This is a genomic window from Hanamia caeni (genome assembly GCF_003721595.1).
GTDB lineage: Bacteria > Bacteroidota > Bacteroidia > Chitinophagales > Chitinophagaceae > Ginsengibacter > Ginsengibacter caeni.
Window position 1 is genome coordinate 1 of sequence record NZ_RJJR01000007.1, and the last position, 21,015, is coordinate 21,015.

A 21,015-nucleotide genomic window follows, 5' to 3' on the forward strand; every position below is an offset into this window, starting at 1 on the left:
GTAGCAAGTGCAGCTGTTGGAACAGGTCTTGGCAACTATAACATAGCATACGCAAATGGTACTTTGACCGTTGGTGTCAAATCAATTACTGTAACGGCCTCTGACAGAACAAAAACGTATGGCGATGCAGTTGTTTTCGCAGGAACTGAATTTAGCATACCTGCCGGGGCGATTGTCAATGGAGATGCAATCAATAGTGTAACTCTGGCTAGTACCGGAGCGGCGGCTACTGCAACTGTAACCACTCCTGGCCCAACATATCCGATTGTAGCAAGTGCAGCTGTTGGAACAGGTCTTGGCAACTATAACATAGCATACGCAAATGGTACTTTGACCGTTGGTGTCAAATCAATTACTGTAACTGCCTCTGACAGAACAAAAACGTATGGCGATGCAGTTGTTTTCGCAGGAACTGAATTTAGCATACCTGCCGGGGCGATTGTCAATGGAGATGCAATCAATAGTGTAACTCTGGCTAGTACCGGAGCGGCGGCTACTGCAACTGTAACCACTCCTGGCCCAACATATCCGATTGTAGCAAGTGCAGCTGTTGGAACAGGTCTTGGCAACTATAACATAGCATACGCAAATGGTACTTTGACCGTTGGTGTCAAATCAGCTTCAGTAACTCCTGACAATGCCAGCAAATATTGTGGTCAATCTGACCCATCCTTTACTGGAACACTTACAGGATTTTTGGAGTCAGATAATGTAACAGCGGCTTATAATAGAACACCTACAATTGAATCAGTTGGCAATTCATATACTATCAATGCTACTTTGAGCCCGGCAGGCGTATTGAGTAATTACAATATCACCTACAATACTGCCAACTTTACTATTAATTCTGTTTCAATCGATGCCAGCAATACCAGCACTGCCATTCAATTGGGAACAGCAAGTAAAACATTGACAGCAACTGTCACAAGTGGTGCCACTCTTGTACCTAATGCTACCGTTACCTTTACCATTACCAATAATTTAAATATTACTCCAATTATAGTGACTGCAATGACTAACGCAAGTGGTGTTGCTAATTATAGTCTTCCAACAGGTTCATTAGCTGTTGGCTTATACCAGGTGATAGCAGTGGCAGGAAGTGGCTGCTCTACCTCTATCGCTTACTTCTCGGTTTATGATCCTAACGCTGGATTTGTAACCGGCGGTGGCTGGATCAATTCACCTAAAGGTGCATATAGCGCTGATCCTACATTGACCGGAAAAGCAAACTTTGGATTTAATGCACAATACAAGAAAGGTAATAATACGCCGGATGGAAATACAGAATTCCAATTCCAGGCTGGTAACCTTAACTTCAAGAGCACAAATTACGGAACAGGCTCATTAGTTATTGCAGGAGCAAAAGCCATCTTCCAGGGAACAGGCACTATAAACGGAACTGGTAATTATAACTTCATGATTTCAGCGATCGATGGAAGTATAAACGGTGGCGGTGGAGTTGACAAATTCCGCATAAAAATCTGGACAAATGCAGATGGCAGCGGAGTGGTTTATGACAATAACAAGGATTCTGCTACTAATGCTGTTCCTGCAACAGTATTGGGTGGCGGATCAATCGTGATCCATAGCACCGGCAACAATAAATCCAGGTTGATGGATACCGTGATATCGAGCTCAAACGTATCAATGATTAACAATCACGGTAATCTCTCAAATAATCTGGAAGGAACCGGCAAGCTATCTATTAAAGTAATGCCAAACCCAACCTCCTACCATTTCACGTTAATATTGAATAGCCTAAGTAAAGAAAATGTAAAATTGACTGTGACTGATATTACAGGAAGAGTAGTGGAACAAAGAACCTCTGTTCCTGCTAATAGTACCTTGCAGATTGGAAGCCAGTATCATCCTGGAACTTACATAGCAGAATTTGTGCAGGGGCATGATAGAGTAACCCTTCGGTTGATTAAAGAAGGAAAATAGATTTCCAAAATTATAAAAAGAGGCTGTCTCCAAAGTTAGGGACAGCCTCTTTTTTATCCGTAGGCAGAATCAGATCTCAATTAGGCATTCTCACAGCGGTTGTTTGAAGAACTATGACATAAATTTTTAATTTAATTTATTTATTATTATAAGCGCAAAAAAACATCATGCAGGAAAATTTATACGATTATGAATTGCAACCAGAGAAAAGGCCCTCTTTCCTCACGTGGCTTTGTATATTAACCTTTATTGGTAGTGGCTGGACAATAATCAGCAGCATCTATACTTACACGTCAGCTTATAAATATGCTGATATGGTAAATGGGCAGCCAAAATTGAGAAGAGACAGCGTTCAATTGAATTCGCCCAAAGTAAAAAGCCAAAATGAAGGAATGCCCGAAAAAATTAAAACTTCATTTTCGAAAATCCTTCAAAAAGACAATCTACGAAAATTAGCGCTTGGGAATCTAGTTGCTTCACTATTTACGTTGTGTGGTGCTATTTTTATGTGGAATCTGCGGAAGACCGGTTTTTATCTTTACATTTTTGGCGTTATCATTTCACTCCTGGTTCCTTTTTATATTTTTGGAAATGATTTGATTGCAGTGGGAGCTACCTCTTTTAATAATTTTTTTGGTTTAATCTTTATAGCGCTTTATGCATTAAATCTGAAATCAATGAGAAATGCGGAGGATAAATTTCCTGGATTTTAATAGAAAATTTTCAAAAAAAATTAGATTTTACATTTATTAAAAATCAGAATATAATAGTACATTTGCACCCACTTATAAAAATATTTCTAGAAAATGTCTTATTTAACTTCAGAAACCAAGGTAAAATACTTTAAAGAATTTGGTGGTGACGAAAAAAATACAGGTTCAATAAAAGCACAAGTGGCTATTTTGACTGAAAAAATTAATCATATTTCCCAGCATTTATCCGGCAATAAAAAAGATTACAGCACCCAGCGGGGCCTGATGCAGATGGTAGGGAAGAGAAAAAGCTTATTGGCTTATTTAAACAAACATGATTTAAACGGTTATCGCGCGTTAATTGAAAAGTTAGGACTCCGTAAATAATTTGTTAAGCATTAATAATATTGTTAGCATTCCCAACTGAAGTAATACGGTTGGGAATGCTTTTTTTTAAAATAATATAAAATGAATACTCCAAATCCCAAAAGTGTAACCTTTGATATCGGAGAGGGCCGGATGGTTACTATTGAAACAGGCAAGTTGGCACGACAGGCCGATGGCGCAGTAACTGTTCAATTAGGTAATTGTATTATACTGGCGACTGTGGTGGCAAACCACGAACCTAAAGAAGGCCAATCGTTTTTTCCATTAACTGTAGATTACCAGGAAAAATTTGCCTCCGCCGGGAGAATCCCCGGTTCATTTTTCAAACGTGAAGCGAGATTAAACGATTATGAAATATTGACTTCAAGGCTTATTGACAGGGCGCTCAGACCTCTATTTCCTGACGATTATTTTTGTGATGTGCAGGTGCTGGTTTCATTGGTTTCAAGTGATCCTGAAATTTTACCGGATGCTATGGCTTGCCTTGCGGCCTCCGCGGCGCTGGCAGTTTCTGATATTCCTATCCAGGAAATTATTTCGGAAGTGAGGGTTGCTAAAATCGAAAACAATTTCGTTGTAAATCCAACCCGCAGCCAGTTGGAAAATGCTGAACTGGAATTCCTGGTGGCAGCCACCGAAAAAAATATTATGATGGTGGAGGGTGAAGGAAAAGAGTGCCAGGAAGAAGATTTAATTAAGGCTATCGAAGTGGCCCACGATGCCATCAAACTCCAGGTAAAGGCCCAACATGAATTGAGAGAAAAAGTGGGCGCTAAGGAAAAGAGAGAATATACAAAACCATACAGAAATGAAGAGCTGAATCAAAAGATAATTGATTTTGCTAAAAATAAAATGCACGATATTTCTTCGTCTGCTACATCAAAGGGGGAAAGACAAGATGCTTTTGATGCATTATTGCAGGAAGTAACCGAGCATCTTGGTGAAGAGTTGCCAGACGAAGATAAACCGTTAATCAAATATTACTTTGGCGAATTGCAATACCATGTCGTTCGTGATATGATTTTATCAAGCGGCAAACGTCTGGATGGACGGGGATTGGAAGATATCCGCCCGCTGACAATGGAAGTAAATATTCTTCCTTCCCCGCATGGATCTGCTCTGTTTACCCGTGGCGAAACACAGTCTTTAACTACGGTTACTCTTGGTACGCCACTGGATGAATTGCTGGTGGAAAGCGCTGCTACCAGTAATTATTCAAAATTTATTTTACATTATAATTTCCCTCCTTTCTCAACCGGTGAAGTTAAAATGATGCGTGGAGTGGGCCGGAGAGAAGTTGGCCACGGAAATCTTGCCATGCGGTCGCTTAAGCAAATAATGCCTGGGAATGATTATCCCTACACAGTGCGGGTAGTAAGCGATATATTAGAAAGTAATGGCTCTTCGTCAATGGCTACAGTTTGTGCGGGTTCCCTCGCCTTGATGGATGCGGGAGTTCCGTTTAAAAAACATGTTGGTGGCATTGCAATGGGATTAATTTCCAAAGAAGATAAATTCGCTGTTCTGTCTGATATTTTGGGTGATGAAGATCATTTGGGAGATATGGATTTTAAAGTAACGGGCACCAGGGATGGAATTTGTGGAGTTCAAATGGATATAAAAGTAGATGGCCTTAGTATGAATGTAATGAGGCAGGCTCTTGAACAGGCTAAAAAGGGAAGAATGCATATCCTAGATGCGATGTATCAATGCATTGCTGAGCATAACCCTGATGTTAAACCACATGCTCCGCGGATGGAAAAACTGATAATTGATTCTGAATTTATAGGTGCTGTTATCGGGCCGGGCGGCAAGATAATCCAGGAAATTCAAAAATCTACCGGTGCTACCATTAATATCACTGAAGTAGGCAAGACCGGCGAGGTTAGCATCTTTTCTGCTAATAAAGAAAGCCTTGACCAGGCTGTAGCATGGGTAAAAAGCATAGTGGCTGTTCCGGAAGTGGGAGATGTTTATGAAGGAACTGTAAAAGGTATCAAAGAGTTTGGCGCCTTTGTTGAATTTTTACCCGGTAAGCAGGGATTATTGCACATCTCGGAAATAATGTGGAAGCGACTGGAAAATATGGACAATGTGTTCCAGGAAGGAGACAAGGTAAAGATCAAACTGATTGGAGTAGACCCCAAAACAGGGAAATTTAAGTTAAGCCGTAAAGCTTTGATGCCTAAACCAGAAAGCAATTCTGCCGGCCAGCAGCGCAGCCATTAAGGTCATTAATTTTCGAACATATTTTATTTTGAAGCTTGTATTTTTACAGGCTTTTTTTATGAAAAGATATATTAAAATTGAAATCGAAATTCTGACAGAGCAAGAAACAGAAATCCTGGTAGCCCTGCTTTCAGAAATAAAATTTTATGCTTTTGAGGAGGGAAACAATTTATTAAATGCCTATATACACGAGGAAGATTTTGATGAGAATCTTATGATGATGGCTTTGCCTGAAAATAGATTTTTTAAAAAATATGTTATTGATGAAGAAAACTGGAATCATCAATGGGAAGAGACAATAACGCCGGTAATCATAAATGATTTTGTGGCCCTTCGCCCGTCGTTTGCCGCGCCTAACAGAAAAGTAAAATATGATATCGTAATTACTCCAAAGATGAGTTTCGGAACCGGGCACCATGCTACAACAAGATTGATGATTGAATTGATGGAAAAAATAGATTTTTATCAAAAATCAGTAATCGATTTTGGGACGGGCACAGGCGTGCTGTCAATTTTAGCGGAAAAATGTGGTGCAGCTAAAATTACGGCAATTGATGTAGATGAGTGGAGCATTATGAATGCAACCGAAAATATTCTCGCCAATAATTGCAAAAATATTTCGTTAAAACTACAGGAAAATCTTACAGCAATTGAACCTGCAGATATATTACTGGCCAATATTAATTTAAATGTATTGACAGAGCATGCAGAGTCGATAATGTTATCTGTGAGGAGAGGCGGTTTTTTCCTTGCTTCGGGATTCTTGCTGAATGATGAAGCTGAAATTGTAAGAGTCTTTACAGATAATGACTTTGTAGTTTTCGACAGGCTTGGTTTGAACGGTTGGCTGGCAATTTTATTTAAAAGGAATAAGGTGTAAGTTTCTGAAATTTAAGAGTTCTGCTGATCAATTTATGTTATATTTGCTATCCCGTGATTTCAATTATATAATCCATTATGAAAGAATTCATTTTAATAATCCTCGCTTACCTAATTGGTTCCACGCCAACTGCTTTGATCGTAAGTAAAAGCTTTTTCAATATTGATATCAGGGATTACGGAAGTGGAAACATGGGAGCGACCAATACTTTCAGGGTATTGGGTCCAAAGTTCGGAACGGTGGTGATGATAGGGGATATGCTGAAAGGAATATTGGCAGTAGCTCTTTATAATTTACTGCCTTACTATCTTACAAATGAATTAGACCGTACTAATCTTATGCTTGGCCTTGGCCTGGCAGCAGTCATTGGCCATATTTATCCCATTTGGGCAGATTTCAGAGGAGGTAAAGGTGTTGCCACTTTGTTTGGAATGGTCTTGGCCATTCAGCCAATTATAGCTATTAACTGTGTCGGCGTATTTCTTATAGTGCTGTATTTAACGAGGTATGTTTCGCTGAGCTCCATATTAGCTGGTGTTGCTTTGCCTATTTGCGTTCTTTGGATATATAATGAGCAGGAAGTTTTTTACCGCGTGTTTGCGGTAGCGGTTGCGGCATTAATTGTGCTCACCCACCAAAAAAACATAAGCCGCCTGATAAAGGGAAATGAAGGACGTGTCCCTATATTAAAACATCGCGATCGCAGAAAATCCCATCGAAAAGAGATTTAAGTTTTCTTTGATTTTACTTTTTTATTTTGCTGAGTCCAAACTCTGGATTTCGTGAAATTCCATTTTTTGGTACATCAATTGTTTAGCTATTACTTAAATTTAATATTTATGAAAAGACTATTAATACTACTAACAAGTTCAGCAATTTTTTTTTCAGCCTGCACTAAGAATTTAATAACCGGAAGAAATCAGCTCTCCTTAATTCCGGAATCTACATTGCAACAGGAAGCCGTATCACAATATCAAACCTTTTTATCGCAAAATCAAGTGGTAAGTAGCTCCAACAACAGGGATGCGGAAATGGTGAAGCGCGTAGGAAAGCGTATAGCCGATGCAATTGGAAAATATTATGCTTCCAAAGGGATGCCCAATGCTTTGGATGGTTATAAATGGGAGTTTAACTTGGTGCAAAGCAAAGAAGTGAATGCATGGTGTATGCCCGGTGGTAAAGTGGTGGTGTATACTGGTCTTTTGCCTATTACACAAAATGAAGCGGGCCTCGCAATCGTTCTCGGTCACGAAATTACTCATGCAGTAGCCCATCACGGCCAGGAAAGAATGAGTGAGGCGCTGGTAGCCCAGGGTGTTCAACTGGGAGGAGATATATTCACACAAAACAACCCAAAAGTTAATAACATATTTAATTCAATTTTTGCTCCGACCGCTCAGATAGGGGTTCTTTTACCCAACTCGCGTCAACAGGAATATGAGGCAGACCATTACGGGTTAATTTTTGCAGCTATGGCCGGTTATAATCCAAGAGAAGCAATTCCTCTGTGGGAAAGAATGGCAAAATTAAACGCGGGTAATACTACTCCCGAAATTTTGAGCGACCACCCGTTGGATAAGAACAGGATTACAAAATTGAAAAAATATATGAACGAAGCATTAAAATATTACCATCCTGTACAGTGATGATTCCATATTAATAAAAAACATAAAGCAAGCAAGCAATAGATTAAAGACAGCTTTTTTGCGACAAACAATTTTTTTTCCGTAAATTTGCACCTGTCTTTATTTGCAAATCTTTAATTTTCCGATATTTCAACCCTTTCGGAAAAAATGCAAGTAATTAAAGACTATTTTTTTAATCTTTAAAATACTGCCTTCATTATGTCCCAAACCATGTTTGAAAAATTGCAATTAGAGGATGAGAAAAATTTATTAATTCAGGGCCTTCCTTCCACTATTGAGAAACAATTTTCAAAACTCTCTTTTTCAAAAAATGTTACCCAGCTTTTGAAAATTCGCAAAATTGATTTTGCGCTTGTATTCGCCTTGAATTCTACGCAACTCGAAAAAATTTTTGCAGAACTATGCCCTGCATTACACAATGATACCAAACTTTGGATTGCGTTTCCTAAACAGGCTTCCAAAATTGTAAGCGATTTGAACAGGGAAGGTTCCTGGGATTTATTAGTTGAAAGTGGCTACGAAACGGGTGAAAAGGTAGTGCTCGATTATGTATGGAGCGCTCAGAGATTTTACAAGTCAGATATTTGTGATAAAGAAAAAACTAAATCTTCTCCTTCAAAGGTGGTGAGAATGAAATCAGATTCAAGGAAGTTCGCGGAAGCAGAAGGTTTTTAGATAAACACGTTAAAAAATAATATACGCCTCATATTGCCAACTATGGGGCGTTTTTTTGTCTCTAACGATTATGGCAGCAGACAAATAAATACTATAAATTTTTGTTTACAACTTTATCGCTTTATTTCATAATAACCAATCCTATCTCGTTTGTCAATTGCATTTCCATGTTTTTGAGCTGAGAATGAGTCTGTATCAATAGCATTTGCCTTTCAGCATTCGATTCTCTTTCAAGCTCGCTGGCATTTATTAAAATTAATTTCTTTATTTTTTTTAATTCGAGGTACCGAAGTGTAGACATAATATCTGTTCTGTAATTTTCTTCCCTTGTGGGAACTGCCATTTCATATTTACTCTCCCAACCATCGCTTACCTCATACGGAAATTCAATAAGGTGCACGACTGCATTGCTCATTGCCAAATCATCTGTATACAGAAAGCTTTTAGAAGTAGGCTCAAGCTTTTCTTCATACCAGATTTTGTAGGTGCTTACAATTTTTTTTAGCATCGGTTCTTCCAAAGTATCTTCTTCAATGATTTCATACAATAAGTAATCGGCAACCCGTTTTTCGGTTTCCCAATCCAAAAGTCCATATTCCAACAGGCATCTTACTAACGACCTTTCGTGATAAATTTCATCATTTAGCAGCTCAAGCGATGGCACATCAGCCTGTGCTAATTCATCAATTTCACCTGCGGGCCTTTGAAAATTTTTATCCTGCTGAAATAGTTTTTTTTCTTCTTTGGATAAATTTTCCCGGATAAATTTATTTACCAGGTTATGCAATCCCGCCTCATCAATTTTCAGAATTTCAGAGGTTTTCCGGATATAATCCTGTTGTTTGGTAAAATCCTCTGTTTTATTGATTTTGGAAATCGATTCTGCAATGCGGTTTACGATTTGAGCTTTTTTGTTGGTATCGTCTCCTGCTTCAGCCAGTGCAAGGTCTAATTGGAATAGAATGAAATCTTTTTTATTTTTTTCGATGAAAGCCGTAAAATTTTCAGCCCCATAGTGGTTGACATAGCTGTCAGGATCTTCATCGTTGGGCAGTAAAGCCAGTTTTACATTCAATCCTTCTTCCAGGGCCAGGTCAAGCCCGCGCAGCGCTGCTTTCACGCCTGCCGCATCGCCGTCATACAAAATGGTAAGATTGGAGGTGTATTTTTTGATAAGCCTCAACTGCTCCGGCGTAAGCGAGGTACCACCGCTTGCTACCACGTTTTCAATTCCGGCCTGGTGCAATGATATTACGTCCGTATAACCTTCAACTAATAAACATTCATCGTTTTTGTCAATCGCCTGCCGTGCAAACCACAGTCCATACAGTATTTTACTTTTTACATAAATATCATTTTCGGGCGTGTTGATATATTTCGGGGCCTTATCATTTTTACGGATAAGCCTTGCGCCAAAGCCACTTATCTTGCCCGTCTGGCTATGGATAGGAAAAATGATGCGGCCGCGGTAATTATCCTGTAAACCGTTATCCCGGCTAACTACTAACCCGGATTTTTGTAAAAGCTCTTTGTTAAACTGCTTTTCTATGGCTGCTTTTGCAAATAAATCGCGCGCATCGGGATTATAGCCCAATTGAAATTTCTTAATAATCCCTTCCCTGAAGCCCCTTTCTTTTAAATAGCCTAATCCTATGTCAATTCCATCTTCAGAATTGAAAAGCCTGTCAGAAAAAAACTGTTGGGCAAAATTGTTGATAATATAAAGACTGTCGGCAGTTTGTTGCTGCGCCTTATATTCAGGGCTTGTTTCCTTCTCCTCTATCTCTACATTGTATTTTGCTGCCAGCCATTTCAGCGCTTCTACATAACTGAGCTTTTCATGCTCCATCAAAAAGGTGATGGTATTGCCGCTCCGGCCACAACCGAAACATTTATAGATTTCTTTTGAAGGTGATACAGTAAACGAGGGTGTTTTTTCGTTGTGAAAAGGGCAGAGGCCAAGATAATTGGTACCCCGTTTCCTGAGCTTCACAAAGGAATTGATAATTTCAATTATATCGATCCTGCTTACAATCTGCTGTATCGTTTCCTGCGGAATCATTAATTAGTTTTTGGGCCTGGCTTCGTGCTGGCCGGCATAAGATAGTTGCATGCAATATTAAAGCGTCCAGATGAGGCAAATCCAGGCAAGAATTAAAGTTAAAATTGTGGTAACAACCATGGTAGCTACAAAATTTTTCATTGAGATAATGTTACTCATAACTTTTAATTTTTTAAAATTTATACGAAGTAAATGAATTTTGGGCTCATTTACTATAGGCATAAATATCCGAATTTATTTTGGATAAAGAAAGCATCTGTTTGTATGTTCATTCTTAAAACGCCAGGGCTAATTAAGTATCTTTGTTAACAATCTAAAAATTGCAATCATGAACAATAAAGAAGTCTATATTCTTTCTGCAGTTCGCACGCCCATAGGCAGTTTCGGAGGAAGCCTTAAAGATATTTCTTCCACAAAATTAGGCGCTGCAGCAATAAAAGGCGCTGTAGAAAGAGCAGGAATAAAGGCACAAGATGTGCAGGAAGTGTATATGGGATGTGTATTGCAGGCCAATCTTGGGCAAGCGCCGGCACGCCAGGCAGCTATTTATGCTGGTCTTTCCGAAAATGTTTGTTGCACCACCGTGAATAAAGTTTGTGCCAGTGGCATGAAGGCAATTATGAATGGCGCCCAAAGCATTTTGTTGGGAGATGCGGATATTGTAGTGGCAGGTGGTATGGAAAATATGAGCAGCGCGCCTTTTTATGCTCCGTCTGTGCGCTGGGGCAACAAATATGGGAACACCTCACTGATTGATGGAATGGCCAAAGATGGATTGACGGATGTCTATAAAGATTATGCGATGGGCAATGCAGCCGAATTGTGTGCGAGGGATTGCCACATTTCGCGTGAAGAGCAGGATGAATTTGCGATTGAAAGTTATAAGCGCAGCCAGGCCGCAGTTAACGGCGGAAAGTTTACTGATGAAATTGTGGGTGTAGAAATTCCACAGCGAAAAGGAGATCCTATAGTTATGTTGAAAGATGAAGAACCCTTCAATGTAAAGTTTGAAAAGATCCCGGAATTGAAATCGCCGTTTGAAAAAGGTGGAAGTGTAACGGCTGCTAATGCAAGCACTATCAACGATGGCGCCGCGGCGGTGGTTTTGATGAGCAGTGACAAAGCGAACAGCCTGGGATTAAAGCCTGTTGCAAAAATTCTCAGCTATGCCGATGCAGAACAGGCGCCGGAATGGTTTACGACCAGCCCCTCATTAGCGCTTTCCAAAGCGATAAAAAAGGCAGGCCTGAAAGTAGAGGATGTTGATTTTTTTGAATTGAACGAAGCCTTTAGCGTGGTGGGTATTGTTAATATCCAAAATATGAAATTAGATGCTGCAAAAGTCAATGTGAATGGTGGAGCTGTAGCTCTTGGCCATCCGTTGGGCGCGAGCGGAGCCAGGATTATTGTAACACTTATCAATGTATTAAAACAGAATGGCGGCAAAATAGGCGCTGCGGGAATATGCAATGGAGGCGGAGGCGCCAGCGCTATGATAATTGGACTGTGCTGAAATCTAATTAAACTTTGAACAGCCTGAAATAAAAAAGATACTTATTTATGGCTTTACTATAGATTATAAATGGATTATAATCCGGCTTTATTTATTTTTCCTTTATTTATTTTTCCATTACTTCAGCCATAGTTTTGCCTATGTCAGCAGGACTGGCTACCACATGCACACCACATTCTGAAAGAATTTTCATTTTAGCTGCGGCTGTATCTTCTGCGCCGCCCACAATCGCACCCGCGTGCCCCATTCTTCTTCCTGCGGGAGCCGTTTGGCCGGCAATAAAACCAACTACGGGTTTGCGGTTGTTTTCTTTTATCCATCGCGCTGCGTCGGCTTCCATGCTTCCGCCGATTTCACCAATCATTACGATTCCTTCAGTTTCATCATCGTTCATAAAAAGCTCAACCGCTTCTTTTGTAGTTGTTCCGATGATAGGATCGCCGCCAATTCCTATTGCTGTTGAAATTCCAAGTCCTGCTTTCGCTACCTGGTCTGCCGCTTCATAAGTAAGTGTTCCGGATTTGGAAACGATTCCAATCTTTCCTTTTTTAAAAATAAATCCGGGCATAATGCCCACCTTGCACTCATCAGCAGTGATTACCCCGGGGCAATTCGGGCCTATTAATCTTGAATCAGAACCTGATAAATAATTTTTTACTTTCACCATATCCTGAACCGGAATGCCTTCTGTGATACACACTATCAATCCGATGCCCGCCTCTGAAGCTTCCATTATTGCATCTGCTGCAAATGCGGGAGGAACAAAAATAATGCTTACATCAGCACCGGTTTTTTTTACCGCCTCTTCCACTGTATTAAATACAGGACGCTCCAGGTGAGTGGTTCCGCCCTTGTTAGGTGTAACTCCGCCCACTACATTTGTTCCATATTCAATCATCTGGCTGGCATGAAATGTTCCCTCTGTTCCGGTAAATCCCTGTACTAAAACTTTTGAATTCCTGTTAACTAAAACTGACATGCAATAAAGATTTTAAAGTTGTGCAAATATATGAAAGTATGATTGAGGTTTAAGATTTGCAAGTGTATCAGCAATATGTTCTTATATAGCGCTGTTTGAGTTTTTATCTTGACTATAATCTTCTACAATAGATTCAATTGCTTAAAAATCCTGTATTGGAATATGGCTTCGCCATACGCTCAAGCCTTCTTTGGTTTTTATCAGGCCGAAGTCCTACTTGTGCTTTTTGCCATAAATACTTTCCAGCTTTTGATGCAGTAAGAATGCGCTATTTTTCAAAGGACTTTTGCATAGCAGTTTAAATTTTCGTGTGTTATTTTCACCTCGTTTTCGGACTGGTTTTCATAAAAGCGTGAAAGTTAACTTTAATGCTTGTTGATATAAGCTTTCAAAAATCCTTTGTTTTGGCTAAGAATATAAATATCATCTCCCTTATTATTTTTGAGACTTACTATTGATCTTCCATCCCCAGGAAGGTACATGCCACTTTGCTTAATAGTTAAGGGTTTAAAATTACCTTTACCATCTCCTTCTAAAACTAATCCATCGAAAGCATCCAGCCTTCCATTAGTCACTTCAGCCCCGTAATCATTGCCGGATAAGATAATATCTGTTTTCCCATCATTATTGAAATCATCCGCAATTATTCCAAAAACGGGAGCTAACTGAGCTGCAGGGAGTAATGGTTTTATTTCAAATTTACCATTCCCAAGATTATGAATATAGCTGGAAGCAAAATAATTCGCACGGGATTTTATGGCGTTCATAAATTGGTTTTTATCAAAAAACTCGTTGATAGTAGCCTCAGCAAAACTTTTATAAGTAGGAAATTTCTTTTTGAATATTGGTAACCGGGCTACTATGTCATACCAGTTTTCGACCGGGTATTCCTTATATACTCCATTTTTATCTTTTAAGAATTTTGTCGTAATACTTTCAAATGTTCCATCATTATCAAAATCATTATAATAATTATGAATCGGGAATTTTTTATTGCCACTAAAAAAGGAATTTTCTCCAAGGTTTCCTGCTAAAAAATCTATTTTGCCATCCTTATCTATATCTATTGCCTTAAGACTGTTCCACCAGCCGAAATTATCCCCGATACCAGACTTGCTAGTTTCATTAACAAAAGTCCCATGCATATTTTTTAAAAACGCTATAGGCATCCATTCACCGGCAATTACCAAATCAGGCCAACCGTCATTGTCATAATCTACACAACTCGCATCTGATATAAGTCCGATATCCTTTACAAAAGGAGCAACCTTTGACGTCACATCAGTAAACTTAACAACACCATTTTTAGTATCATTCCGCAATAGAATACCAGACACCGGTTTCGGATAATTCCAGGGGACTACTCTTTCGCCAATAAACAAATCAGGATCTCCATCTTTATCAAAATCAATGGCACGCACACAGGATTTACTATTATAATTTTTAGGTAATGCTAAACTATCCAAAGAAAAATTTCCCTTTCCATCATTGATGTAAAGCCTGTCCTGGTAAGAAGCGGAGCCAGGTTCTTGCTCGTTACCTCCGCTGGTTATATATAAATCAAAGTCATGATCACCGTCAGCATCAAATAGAAGTATGCCCGCATCGTCCACAAGCTTTAAGGAGGCTTCAACACTATCAAGCAGGCTTCTTTTTTCAAATTTCCCGTTTCGTTTTTGCAGGAAAATTACAGCACTATTGCCTGAGGAGCCCCCAACTATAAAGTCTTCAAGTCCATCGTTGTTGATATCACCCACCGCCATTGCCGGGCCATATTGTGATAATTTGTGGGGTAGCAAAATTTGGCGGCTAAAATCGTTAAAATCTTTTTGCGAATCATGGTAATTTAGTTGAAGTGAATCAGTTATTTCTTTAAACCATGCAGCCGTGTTTAGTGGAAATTTTTTCCAGGAATAGTGTTCTTTTGCTTCAGATTGTTTAATATTTATTTGTTGATCCGCTTTGATGTTAAGGAGCTTTTGCATTTTATTATCAGGCCATATCACTATTAAAGAATCAATCTTAGTTGTATTTCCTAATCCAAAGTAAGTGATGTTTGGGACTGAAGACAGATATCCTCTTACCGGGTTGGTTTCGTAAACCTGTTGTTTATCGTTGTAATAAATTTTTACCCAGGAACCGAAGGCATCTTTATTGGGAGAATCACCCTGTAATGCAACCTTTAAATAATGATGAGAGATATCTTTTTTCTCATTCAGTTTATTTTCATATATCCCTGCTATATCGTCCATGTTATTTATTACAATATCAAGATCTCCATCATTATCAAGATCAACTGCTACTGCTCCATTTGAAAATGAAGGTTGATCAAGGCCCCAATCTTTTGTAACATTTGTAAACGTAATACCTCCATTATTCCGAAAAGCATAATTAGCAATTTTCACAACCGGACACTTTGATAATAATTTCTCTTTTGAATCCGTTCCGTAAAATGAGTTTAAATACACGGTGAAATCATGATCTCTAATATCCTTAGGGAAGCCATTTGTTACAATAATATCTCTGAACCCATCATTATCAAAGTCCGCTACTAATGGTGCCCAACTCCAATCTGTTTCACCAATACCAGCATAGAACCCAACATCAGAAAAAACGGGATGTTCCAGCGAATCTTTTTTCCCTAAACTATTGCCCATGTTCAGTTGCAACATATTTCTTATATACTGATATTGATAATTATATTCCTCATTTAATAAATTAGTTTGATAACTGCCGGCAGTCATGGTTGTTTTTTTTCTGTAATTATCTTCTGAATTCATATCCAGTTCTACCACATCGCTCAATCCATCATTGTTTATATCAACTACATCACACCCCATGGAATTAGTGGCGGTATGTTTAAAATAATCTTTGCATTCGTTGGTAAATGTGCCATTCCCATTATTAATGTATAATATATTTTGTGACAAATAATCATTGGTCACAAATATATCTTTCCATCCATCGAGGTTTATATCACAAACTGTTATACCATGTGCGTATCCTTCTTGTAGAATACCAGCCTCTCTTGAAACATTCGTAAAATAAGGATGTCCTTTTGCAGAATCCCAATCATTTCTATACAACCGGTCTGTATTCGGGTGCTGCCCATTTGTAAAAACATTTCTGAATACATTGGGAATATCGCCCTTAGAAAAAGCATTTATTGCCAGGTAAACATCAAGATCCCCATCATTGTCATAATCAAAAAAAGCAGCTTGAGTTGTATATGAATTATCATTTAATCCGTATTCTTTAGCCATGTCCTTAAAAACAGGTATTCCATTTTTACCCAATCCCTCGTTTATGTATAAAATATTTTCCCTTTTAGTCTGATCGGTTGAAAAAGACTCAGAAATATAAATATCGGGCCAGCCATCGTTATTAATATCTACTACGGAAATCGCTTTTGCCCATTTTCCTTCACCCCTAACTCCCGCAGCATTAGTAATATCTGTGAATCGCATCCCTCCCTTGTTTAAATACAACCTGTTAGAAACCATATTCCCCGCAAAGTAAATGTCAGGCAAACCATCCCTGTTAAAATCACCAATGCCAACTCCACCTCCATTGTAAATATCTTGCCTGTCAATAATATTCATTGAATCGTTCTCAGTTATTTTGTTATTGAAATTAATTCCTGTTTGGGAAGAACTTAGTTGCTGAAACATTCCTGCTGTGTGTTTTTCACAAGAGATAAAAGTAATTGTGGTGAATATGCATGAAAACCATAGTAGTAATCTCTTACAATTCATATATGCTGTTATAAATAAATACATTTCATTTCCGCAAGTTTCCACATTTCACCCACTTGTTCATTTGCAGAATACAATCCTTTTGTATTTGCAAAAGTCTATTAACTTTCTGATCGTTTTATTATTTGCGTATCACTATAATAAGAGTTGTCTAAATAAACGTATTCTTAAATTACCATATAATTCAAAATGATTAAGAAGTAGATTCAGTTGCCTGGTATTTTTCTAAAGTGAAGATATTAAAATATCTTAAACAACTTTTTATTTTGTCCACCTCAACAAAGCTGTCGACAAATTCCAATCCGGCAAGATTTGCGAATTTCTTAACTTGCGCAAATGCAGCAATACCATCAGCTATTAAAAAAAATTATTGATACCGGCAATGACAAAAGCGACCGTACGGGCACGGGTACACGAAGTTTGTTTGGCTATCAAATGAGGTTTGATTTACAAAAAGGATTTCCTCTTATTACCACCAAAAAGCTTCATCTTAAAAGTATCATCTACGAACTTTTATGGTTTTTAAAAGGTGATACGAATGTAAAATACCTTCAGGAAAATGGAGTCCGTATTTGGGATGAATGGGCGGATGAAAATGGAAATCTCGGGCCCGTATATGGCAAACAATGGCGCAGTTGGGAAGGGGCGAACGGGAAAACTGTAGACCAGGTGTCTGATTTAATAAAAGAACTGAAAACAAATCCTGATAGCCGCAGATTAATTATCAGCGCATGGAATGTTGCTGATTTACCGGAAATGAAATTGATGCCCTGCCATTGTTTATTTCAGTTTTACACTTCACTTTCCGATTCTGGAAATAGAAAATTGAGCTGTCAGTTATACCAGAGAAGCGCAGATGTTTTTCTGGGAGTGCCTTTTAATATTGCTTCGTATGCGCTTCTAACCATGATGATTGCACAGGTTTGTGATATGCAGCCCGGAGAATTTGTACATTCTTTTGGCGATGTTCATTTATACAAAAATCATTTTGAACAAGCGCAACTGCAATTGACCCGAAATCCTTTTCCGCTTCCGCAAATGAAACTGAATCCTGCAGTAAAAAATATTTTCGATTTTAAATTTGAAGATTTTGAGTTGGTGAATTATCAATCTCATCCATCTATCAAAGCTCCGGTAGCGGTGTAATTGGTTAATTAGTTAATTGGTTAATTAGTTAATTAGGGAGTTCTGATAAGTATATAATTATTTGTCGTTACGGAGTATTTTACTGGCTTGGATTGAGATCTTTAGTGCTACATTAGAAGGTAGAAAGAATTGCACATAAATTACATGGTTATGGAATTTACTTTAGAAAAGCTCGAAGTTTATAATATCGCTGAAAAATTCTCAGATGATATTTGGGATATTGTTGTTAAGTGGGATTATTTTAAGAAAGATACAATTGGGAAGCAATTAGTAAGAGCTGCAGATTCAATCTCAGCTAATATTGCAGAAGGTTATGGACGCTATTTTTATAAGGAGAGTAAACAATTTTATTTTTATTCGCGCGGCTCCATTCAGGAAACAAAATCCTGGCTCTCAAAATGTATGAGAAGAAAACTTATAGCTACGGAAATCTGTGAACCGTTAATTGAACTTTGTAAAAAATTGCTGTTGATGTTGAATGCCTTTATAAAATTTGTGAGGAATTCTCAAAAAAAAGAGTCGAAAATAATCCCTGCAAAGACTGATAAACCAATTAACCAATAAACCAATTACCTTCTCTTATGCTCTCACACATCGTTGCCGCTTCAGAAAATAATATCATTGGGGTAAAGAATGGTTTGCCCTGGAAATTGTCAGCCGACTTCAAATATTTCAAAAATAAAACATGGGCAATGCCGGTGATCATGGGAAGAAATACTTTCCAGTCCATGGAAAAAGATTTGCCCGGAAGAATCAATATTGTAGTTACCTCGAAGGAAGATTGGAATGCTGAAAATGCATTCGTTGTGCATTCTATTGAGGAAGGCATTTTAAAAGCGAAAGAAAGTGAAGCAAAAGAAATTTTTATTATAGGCGGCGGAAAAATTTTCCGTGAGACCATGAATATCGTTGATAGAATATACCTGACCCGTGTCCATGCTACTATTGAAGGAGATACTTCTTATCCTGAAATTGACAAATCTGTTTGGAAACTCGTTAGCGCTGAAGATCATCCGGCAGATGATAAAAATAATTATCCTTATACTTTTGAGGTTTGGGAAAGAACCGGGAAAACCTAAATCAATAAAATGTATTCTGCTTTTCAGTTAGCCAAAAAATATCTCCACTATTATCTTACCGCGAAAAATGGCAAAGGCCACGGTGTTCATTCGCCTTTCGTTTTCGATTTTATCATTCATGTGTTGAATGATAAACAAAAATATGATTGCTATGAGAATGTCGAATCGCTTCGCAATAATCTTCTTTCAAATAATATAAAGATTGAAGTCGAAGATTTTGGCGCAGGCTCGGCAAGGCTTCCATTTAAAAACCGGGTGGTGAAAGATATTGCCTCTTCTTCCTTAAAAAGCAAAAAATATGCACAACTGCTTTTCCGGATTTCAAAATACTATGGCGCAAAAACGATTTTGGAATTGGGAACGTCCCTCGGAATTACGACCTGCTACCTTGCCTCTGCGAATAGTGATTCTAAAGTTTTCACTTTTGAAGGATCAAAGAACATCGCTAAAATTGCTGAAAACAATTTTGAAAAATTGGGTCTAAAAAATATTGAAATTGTGGTAGGCGATTTCCGGCAAACGATTCCTGAAAATACTGCAAGGCTGCCGGTTATTGATTTGCTTTTTGTTGATGGTAATCATAGGAAAGAAGCCACGCTGGAATATTTTAATTTCTTTCTCAGTAAAGCAACCCCGCCTGACCAAATCAGTAGGGCAGGAAATAATTCGATTTTTATTTTTGACGACATCCACTGGAGCCAGGAAATGGAAGAGGCCTGGAAGGAAATTCAATCCCATGAAGCCGTTACTTTGACGATTGATCTTTTTTTTATTGGCCTCGTTTTTTTTAGTAGTGATTTTAAAGTAAAGCAGCATTTCACCATACGTTTTTAAATTTAAATATTTGGCAATTCAAAAGATTGGCAACCTTTATAGAAAAACCTACTTTTGAATTATGATAATTGGCGTTTTGAAAGAACCACAACACGAAACAAGAGTTTCTCTTTTGCCGGAACATATTGCCCTTTTAAAAAAATTGAATTCCACTGTCCTTGTTGAAAAAAATGCCGGAGAAAATGCATTTGCTTCAGACGAAAAATATACGGAAGCCGGCGCCAGTGTGCTTTCACGCGAAGACGTGCTAACGAGATCGGAAATTATTTTATCTATTCATCTTCCTTCGGAAATTGAAATTCCATCGCTTCAATCAAAAATAATTCTTGGTATTTATCAGCCATTGTACGACCAGGAAATGGTTGAGAAATTTATTACAAAAGAGGTTAAGGTATTTAGTATTGACATGTTGCCGCGAACCACCCGTGCGCAAAGCATGGACGTCTTGAGCAGCCAGGCAAATATTGCCGGGTACAAAGCCGTGCTGGTTGCCGCAAATAAGTATAGCCGCTATTTTCCCATGTTTATGACTGCGGCAGGAAGCATTCATCCAGCAAAGATTTTAATTCTTGGCGCTGGCGTTGCAGGCTTGCAGGCAATTGCAACAGCGCGCAGGCTGGGAGCGGTGGTGGAAGTTTTTGATACACGTCCGGCGGTGAAGGAGGAAGTGATGAGCCTTGGGGCAAAATTTGTTGAGGTAGAGGGCGCGGCAGATGCCAGCAAGGCTGGTGGGTATGCGGTGGATCAAACAGAAGAATTTAAAGAACGGCAAAAGCAAAAGATAGCAGAACACGTATCCAGAGCGGATATAGTGATTACAACGGCTCAAATCTTTGGAAAAAAAGCGCCAATCTTAATAACTAAGGAAATGATTGAGGCCATGAAAAATGGTTCCGTAATTATTGACATTGCTGCCGCTACCGGGGGAAATACTGAAGTTACCGAAAATGATAAAGAGATAAATTATAAGGGTGTTACAATTATTGGTAATTCAAATCTTTCCGCCACCATGCCGTCAGACGCCAGCAAATTGTATGGAAAAAATATTTGTAATTTTTTAGAATTGATTATTGATAAGGAAGGTAAACTGAATTTGAATCTGGAAGATGAATTGGTAAAGGGATGTTTAATTAGCTGAGTAGCCAATGTGCTAATTTGCTAAAGTAAAATATGAAAATGAGAAAATGTGAAAAT

At 38.5% G+C, this 21,015-nt stretch carries 17 protein-coding genes; 14 read left to right on the forward strand and 3 right to left on the reverse strand.

Annotation, left to right across the window (positions count from 1 at the left end):
- The 8 genes from EFY79_RS09420 to EFY79_RS09455 form a co-directional block, all read left to right on the forward strand.
- Positions 1-1,944 (forward strand): MBG domain-containing protein (locus tag EFY79_RS09420; protein ID WP_148041893.1); only part of this gene is annotated, 1,944 nt, incomplete at its 5' end.
- 167 nt (positions 1,945-2,111) lie between these two features.
- On the forward strand, positions 2,112-2,657 hold the full coding sequence (locus tag EFY79_RS09425; RefSeq protein WP_123120457.1) for a hypothetical protein: 546 nt from the start codon (positions 2,112-2,114) through the stop codon (positions 2,655-2,657).
- A 93-nt stretch (positions 2,658-2,750) separates the two neighbouring features.
- A complete protein-coding gene (gene rpsO, locus EFY79_RS09430; RefSeq protein ID WP_123120458.1) occupies positions 2,751-3,023 on the forward strand; it encodes a 30S ribosomal protein S15 in 273 nt (90 codons plus the stop codon).
- A gap of 81 nt (positions 3,024-3,104) precedes the next feature.
- The gene (gene pnp / locus EFY79_RS09435; RefSeq protein WP_123120459.1) at positions 3,105-5,252 is read left to right on the forward strand and encodes a polyribonucleotide nucleotidyltransferase; all 2,148 of its coding nucleotides are present in this window, start codon (positions 3,105-3,107) and stop codon (positions 5,250-5,252) included.
- Between the two features lie 58 nt (positions 5,253-5,310).
- Positions 5,311-6,132, forward strand: coding sequence for a 50S ribosomal protein L11 methyltransferase (prmA, locus tag EFY79_RS09440; RefSeq protein ID WP_148041894.1), 822 nt, complete (start codon positions 5,311-5,313; stop codon positions 6,130-6,132).
- Between the two features lie 77 nt (positions 6,133-6,209).
- Positions 6,210-6,863, forward strand: coding sequence for a glycerol-3-phosphate 1-O-acyltransferase PlsY (gene plsY, locus EFY79_RS09445; protein ID WP_123120461.1), 654 nt, complete (start codon positions 6,210-6,212; stop codon positions 6,861-6,863).
- A 108-nt stretch (positions 6,864-6,971) separates the two neighbouring features.
- Positions 6,972-7,778 carry a M48 family metallopeptidase gene (locus EFY79_RS09450; protein WP_123120462.1) on the forward strand — a complete coding sequence of 269 codons (807 nt, stop codon included), beginning with the start codon at positions 6,972-6,974 and terminating at the stop codon, positions 7,776-7,778.
- 198 nt (positions 7,779-7,976) lie between these two features.
- Complete coding sequence (locus EFY79_RS09455; RefSeq protein ID WP_123120463.1) at positions 7,977-8,453, forward strand: hypothetical protein; 477 nt, start codon at positions 7,977-7,979, stop codon at positions 8,451-8,453.
- Between the two features lie 121 nt (positions 8,454-8,574).
- Here the strand turns inward: EFY79_RS09455 and dnaG are convergent, their stop codons facing one another.
- Entirely contained in the window at positions 8,575-10,515 is a 1,941-nt protein-coding gene (gene dnaG, locus EFY79_RS09460) for a DNA primase (RefSeq protein WP_123120464.1), read from the reverse strand.
- Positions 10,516-10,843: 328 nt separating this feature from the next.
- Here dnaG and EFY79_RS09465 point away from each other — a divergent pair, with 328 nt between their 5' ends.
- On the forward strand, positions 10,844-12,028 hold the full coding sequence (locus EFY79_RS09465; protein WP_123120465.1) for an acetyl-CoA C-acyltransferase: 1,185 nt from the start codon (positions 10,844-10,846) through the stop codon (positions 12,026-12,028).
- A 106-nt stretch (positions 12,029-12,134) separates the two neighbouring features.
- Here EFY79_RS09465 and sucD read toward each other — a convergent pair whose 3' ends face one another.
- Entirely contained in the window at positions 12,135-13,007 is an 873-nt protein-coding gene (sucD, locus tag EFY79_RS09470; protein ID WP_123120466.1) for a succinate--CoA ligase subunit alpha, read from the reverse strand.
- A 365-nt stretch (positions 13,008-13,372) separates the two neighbouring features.
- A complete protein-coding gene (locus tag EFY79_RS09475; protein ID WP_158605188.1) occupies positions 13,373-16,678 on the reverse strand; it encodes a VCBS repeat-containing protein in 3,306 nt (1,101 codons plus the stop codon).
- Between the two features lie 420 nt (positions 16,679-17,098).
- On the opposite strand from EFY79_RS09475, the gene EFY79_RS09480 reads away from it, so the two are divergent.
- The 5 genes from EFY79_RS09480 (at position 17,099) to EFY79_RS09500 (ending at position 20,959) form a co-directional block, all read left to right on the forward strand.
- Positions 17,099-17,908 (forward strand): thymidylate synthase, encoded by an 810-nt coding sequence (locus EFY79_RS09480; RefSeq protein WP_123120468.1) that lies wholly within the window; start codon positions 17,099-17,101, stop codon positions 17,906-17,908.
- A gap of 150 nt (positions 17,909-18,058) precedes the next feature.
- Entirely contained in the window at positions 18,059-18,472 is a 414-nt protein-coding gene (locus tag EFY79_RS09485; protein ID WP_123120636.1) for a four helix bundle protein, read from the forward strand.
- Positions 18,473-18,489: 17 nt separating this feature from the next.
- Positions 18,490-18,987 (forward strand): dihydrofolate reductase, encoded by a 498-nt coding sequence (locus tag EFY79_RS09490; protein ID WP_123120469.1) that lies wholly within the window; start codon positions 18,490-18,492, stop codon positions 18,985-18,987.
- Positions 18,988-18,996: 9 nt separating this feature from the next.
- Complete coding sequence (locus EFY79_RS09495; protein WP_123120470.1) at positions 18,997-19,821, forward strand: O-methyltransferase; 825 nt, start codon at positions 18,997-18,999, stop codon at positions 19,819-19,821.
- Between the two features lie 61 nt (positions 19,822-19,882).
- Positions 19,883-20,959, forward strand: coding sequence for a Re/Si-specific NAD(P)(+) transhydrogenase subunit alpha (locus EFY79_RS09500; protein ID WP_123120471.1), 1,077 nt, complete (start codon positions 19,883-19,885; stop codon positions 20,957-20,959).
- Positions 20,960-21,015: the final 56 nt, after the last annotated feature.

Excerpts from the sequence above, each read along its gene's own strand:
- EFY79_RS09425 (WP_123120457.1), top strand. The coding sequence starts at position 2,112 with ATGCAGGAAAATTTATACGATTATGAATTGCAACCAGAGAAAAGGCCC.
- rpsO (WP_123120458.1), top strand. The coding sequence starts at position 2,751 with ATGTCTTATTTAACTTCAGAAACCAAGGTAAAATACTTTAAAGAATTT.
- pnp (WP_123120459.1), top strand. The coding sequence starts at position 3,105 with ATGAATACTCCAAATCCCAAAAGTGTAACCTTTGATATCGGAGAGGGC.
- prmA (WP_148041894.1), top strand. The coding sequence starts at position 5,311 with ATGAAAAGATATATTAAAATTGAAATCGAAATTCTGACAGAGCAAGAA.
- plsY (WP_123120461.1), top strand. The coding sequence starts at position 6,210 with ATGAAAGAATTCATTTTAATAATCCTCGCTTACCTAATTGGTTCCACG.
- EFY79_RS09450 (WP_123120462.1), top strand. The coding sequence starts at position 6,972 with ATGAAAAGACTATTAATACTACTAACAAGTTCAGCAATTTTTTTTTCA.
- EFY79_RS09455 (WP_123120463.1), top strand. The coding sequence starts at position 7,977 with ATGTCCCAAACCATGTTTGAAAAATTGCAATTAGAGGATGAGAAAAAT.
- dnaG (WP_123120464.1), bottom strand. The coding sequence starts at position 10,515 with ATGATTCCGCAGGAAACGATACAGCAGATTGTAAGCAGGATCGATATA.
- EFY79_RS09465 (WP_123120465.1), top strand. The coding sequence starts at position 10,844 with ATGAACAATAAAGAAGTCTATATTCTTTCTGCAGTTCGCACGCCCATA.
- sucD (WP_123120466.1), bottom strand. The coding sequence starts at position 13,007 with ATGTCAGTTTTAGTTAACAGGAATTCAAAAGTTTTAGTACAGGGATTT.
- EFY79_RS09475 (WP_158605188.1), bottom strand. The coding sequence starts at position 16,678 with ATGTTTCAGCAACTAAGTTCTTCCCAAACAGGAATTAATTTCAATAAC.
- EFY79_RS09480 (WP_123120468.1), top strand. The coding sequence starts at position 17,099 with ATGCAGCAATACCATCAGCTATTAAAAAAAATTATTGATACCGGCAAT.
- EFY79_RS09485 (WP_123120636.1), top strand. The coding sequence starts at position 18,059 with ATGGAATTTACTTTAGAAAAGCTCGAAGTTTATAATATCGCTGAAAAA.
- EFY79_RS09490 (WP_123120469.1), top strand. The coding sequence starts at position 18,490 with ATGCTCTCACACATCGTTGCCGCTTCAGAAAATAATATCATTGGGGTA.
- EFY79_RS09495 (WP_123120470.1), top strand. The coding sequence starts at position 18,997 with ATGTATTCTGCTTTTCAGTTAGCCAAAAAATATCTCCACTATTATCTT.
- EFY79_RS09500 (WP_123120471.1), top strand. The coding sequence starts at position 19,883 with ATGATAATTGGCGTTTTGAAAGAACCACAACACGAAACAAGAGTTTCT.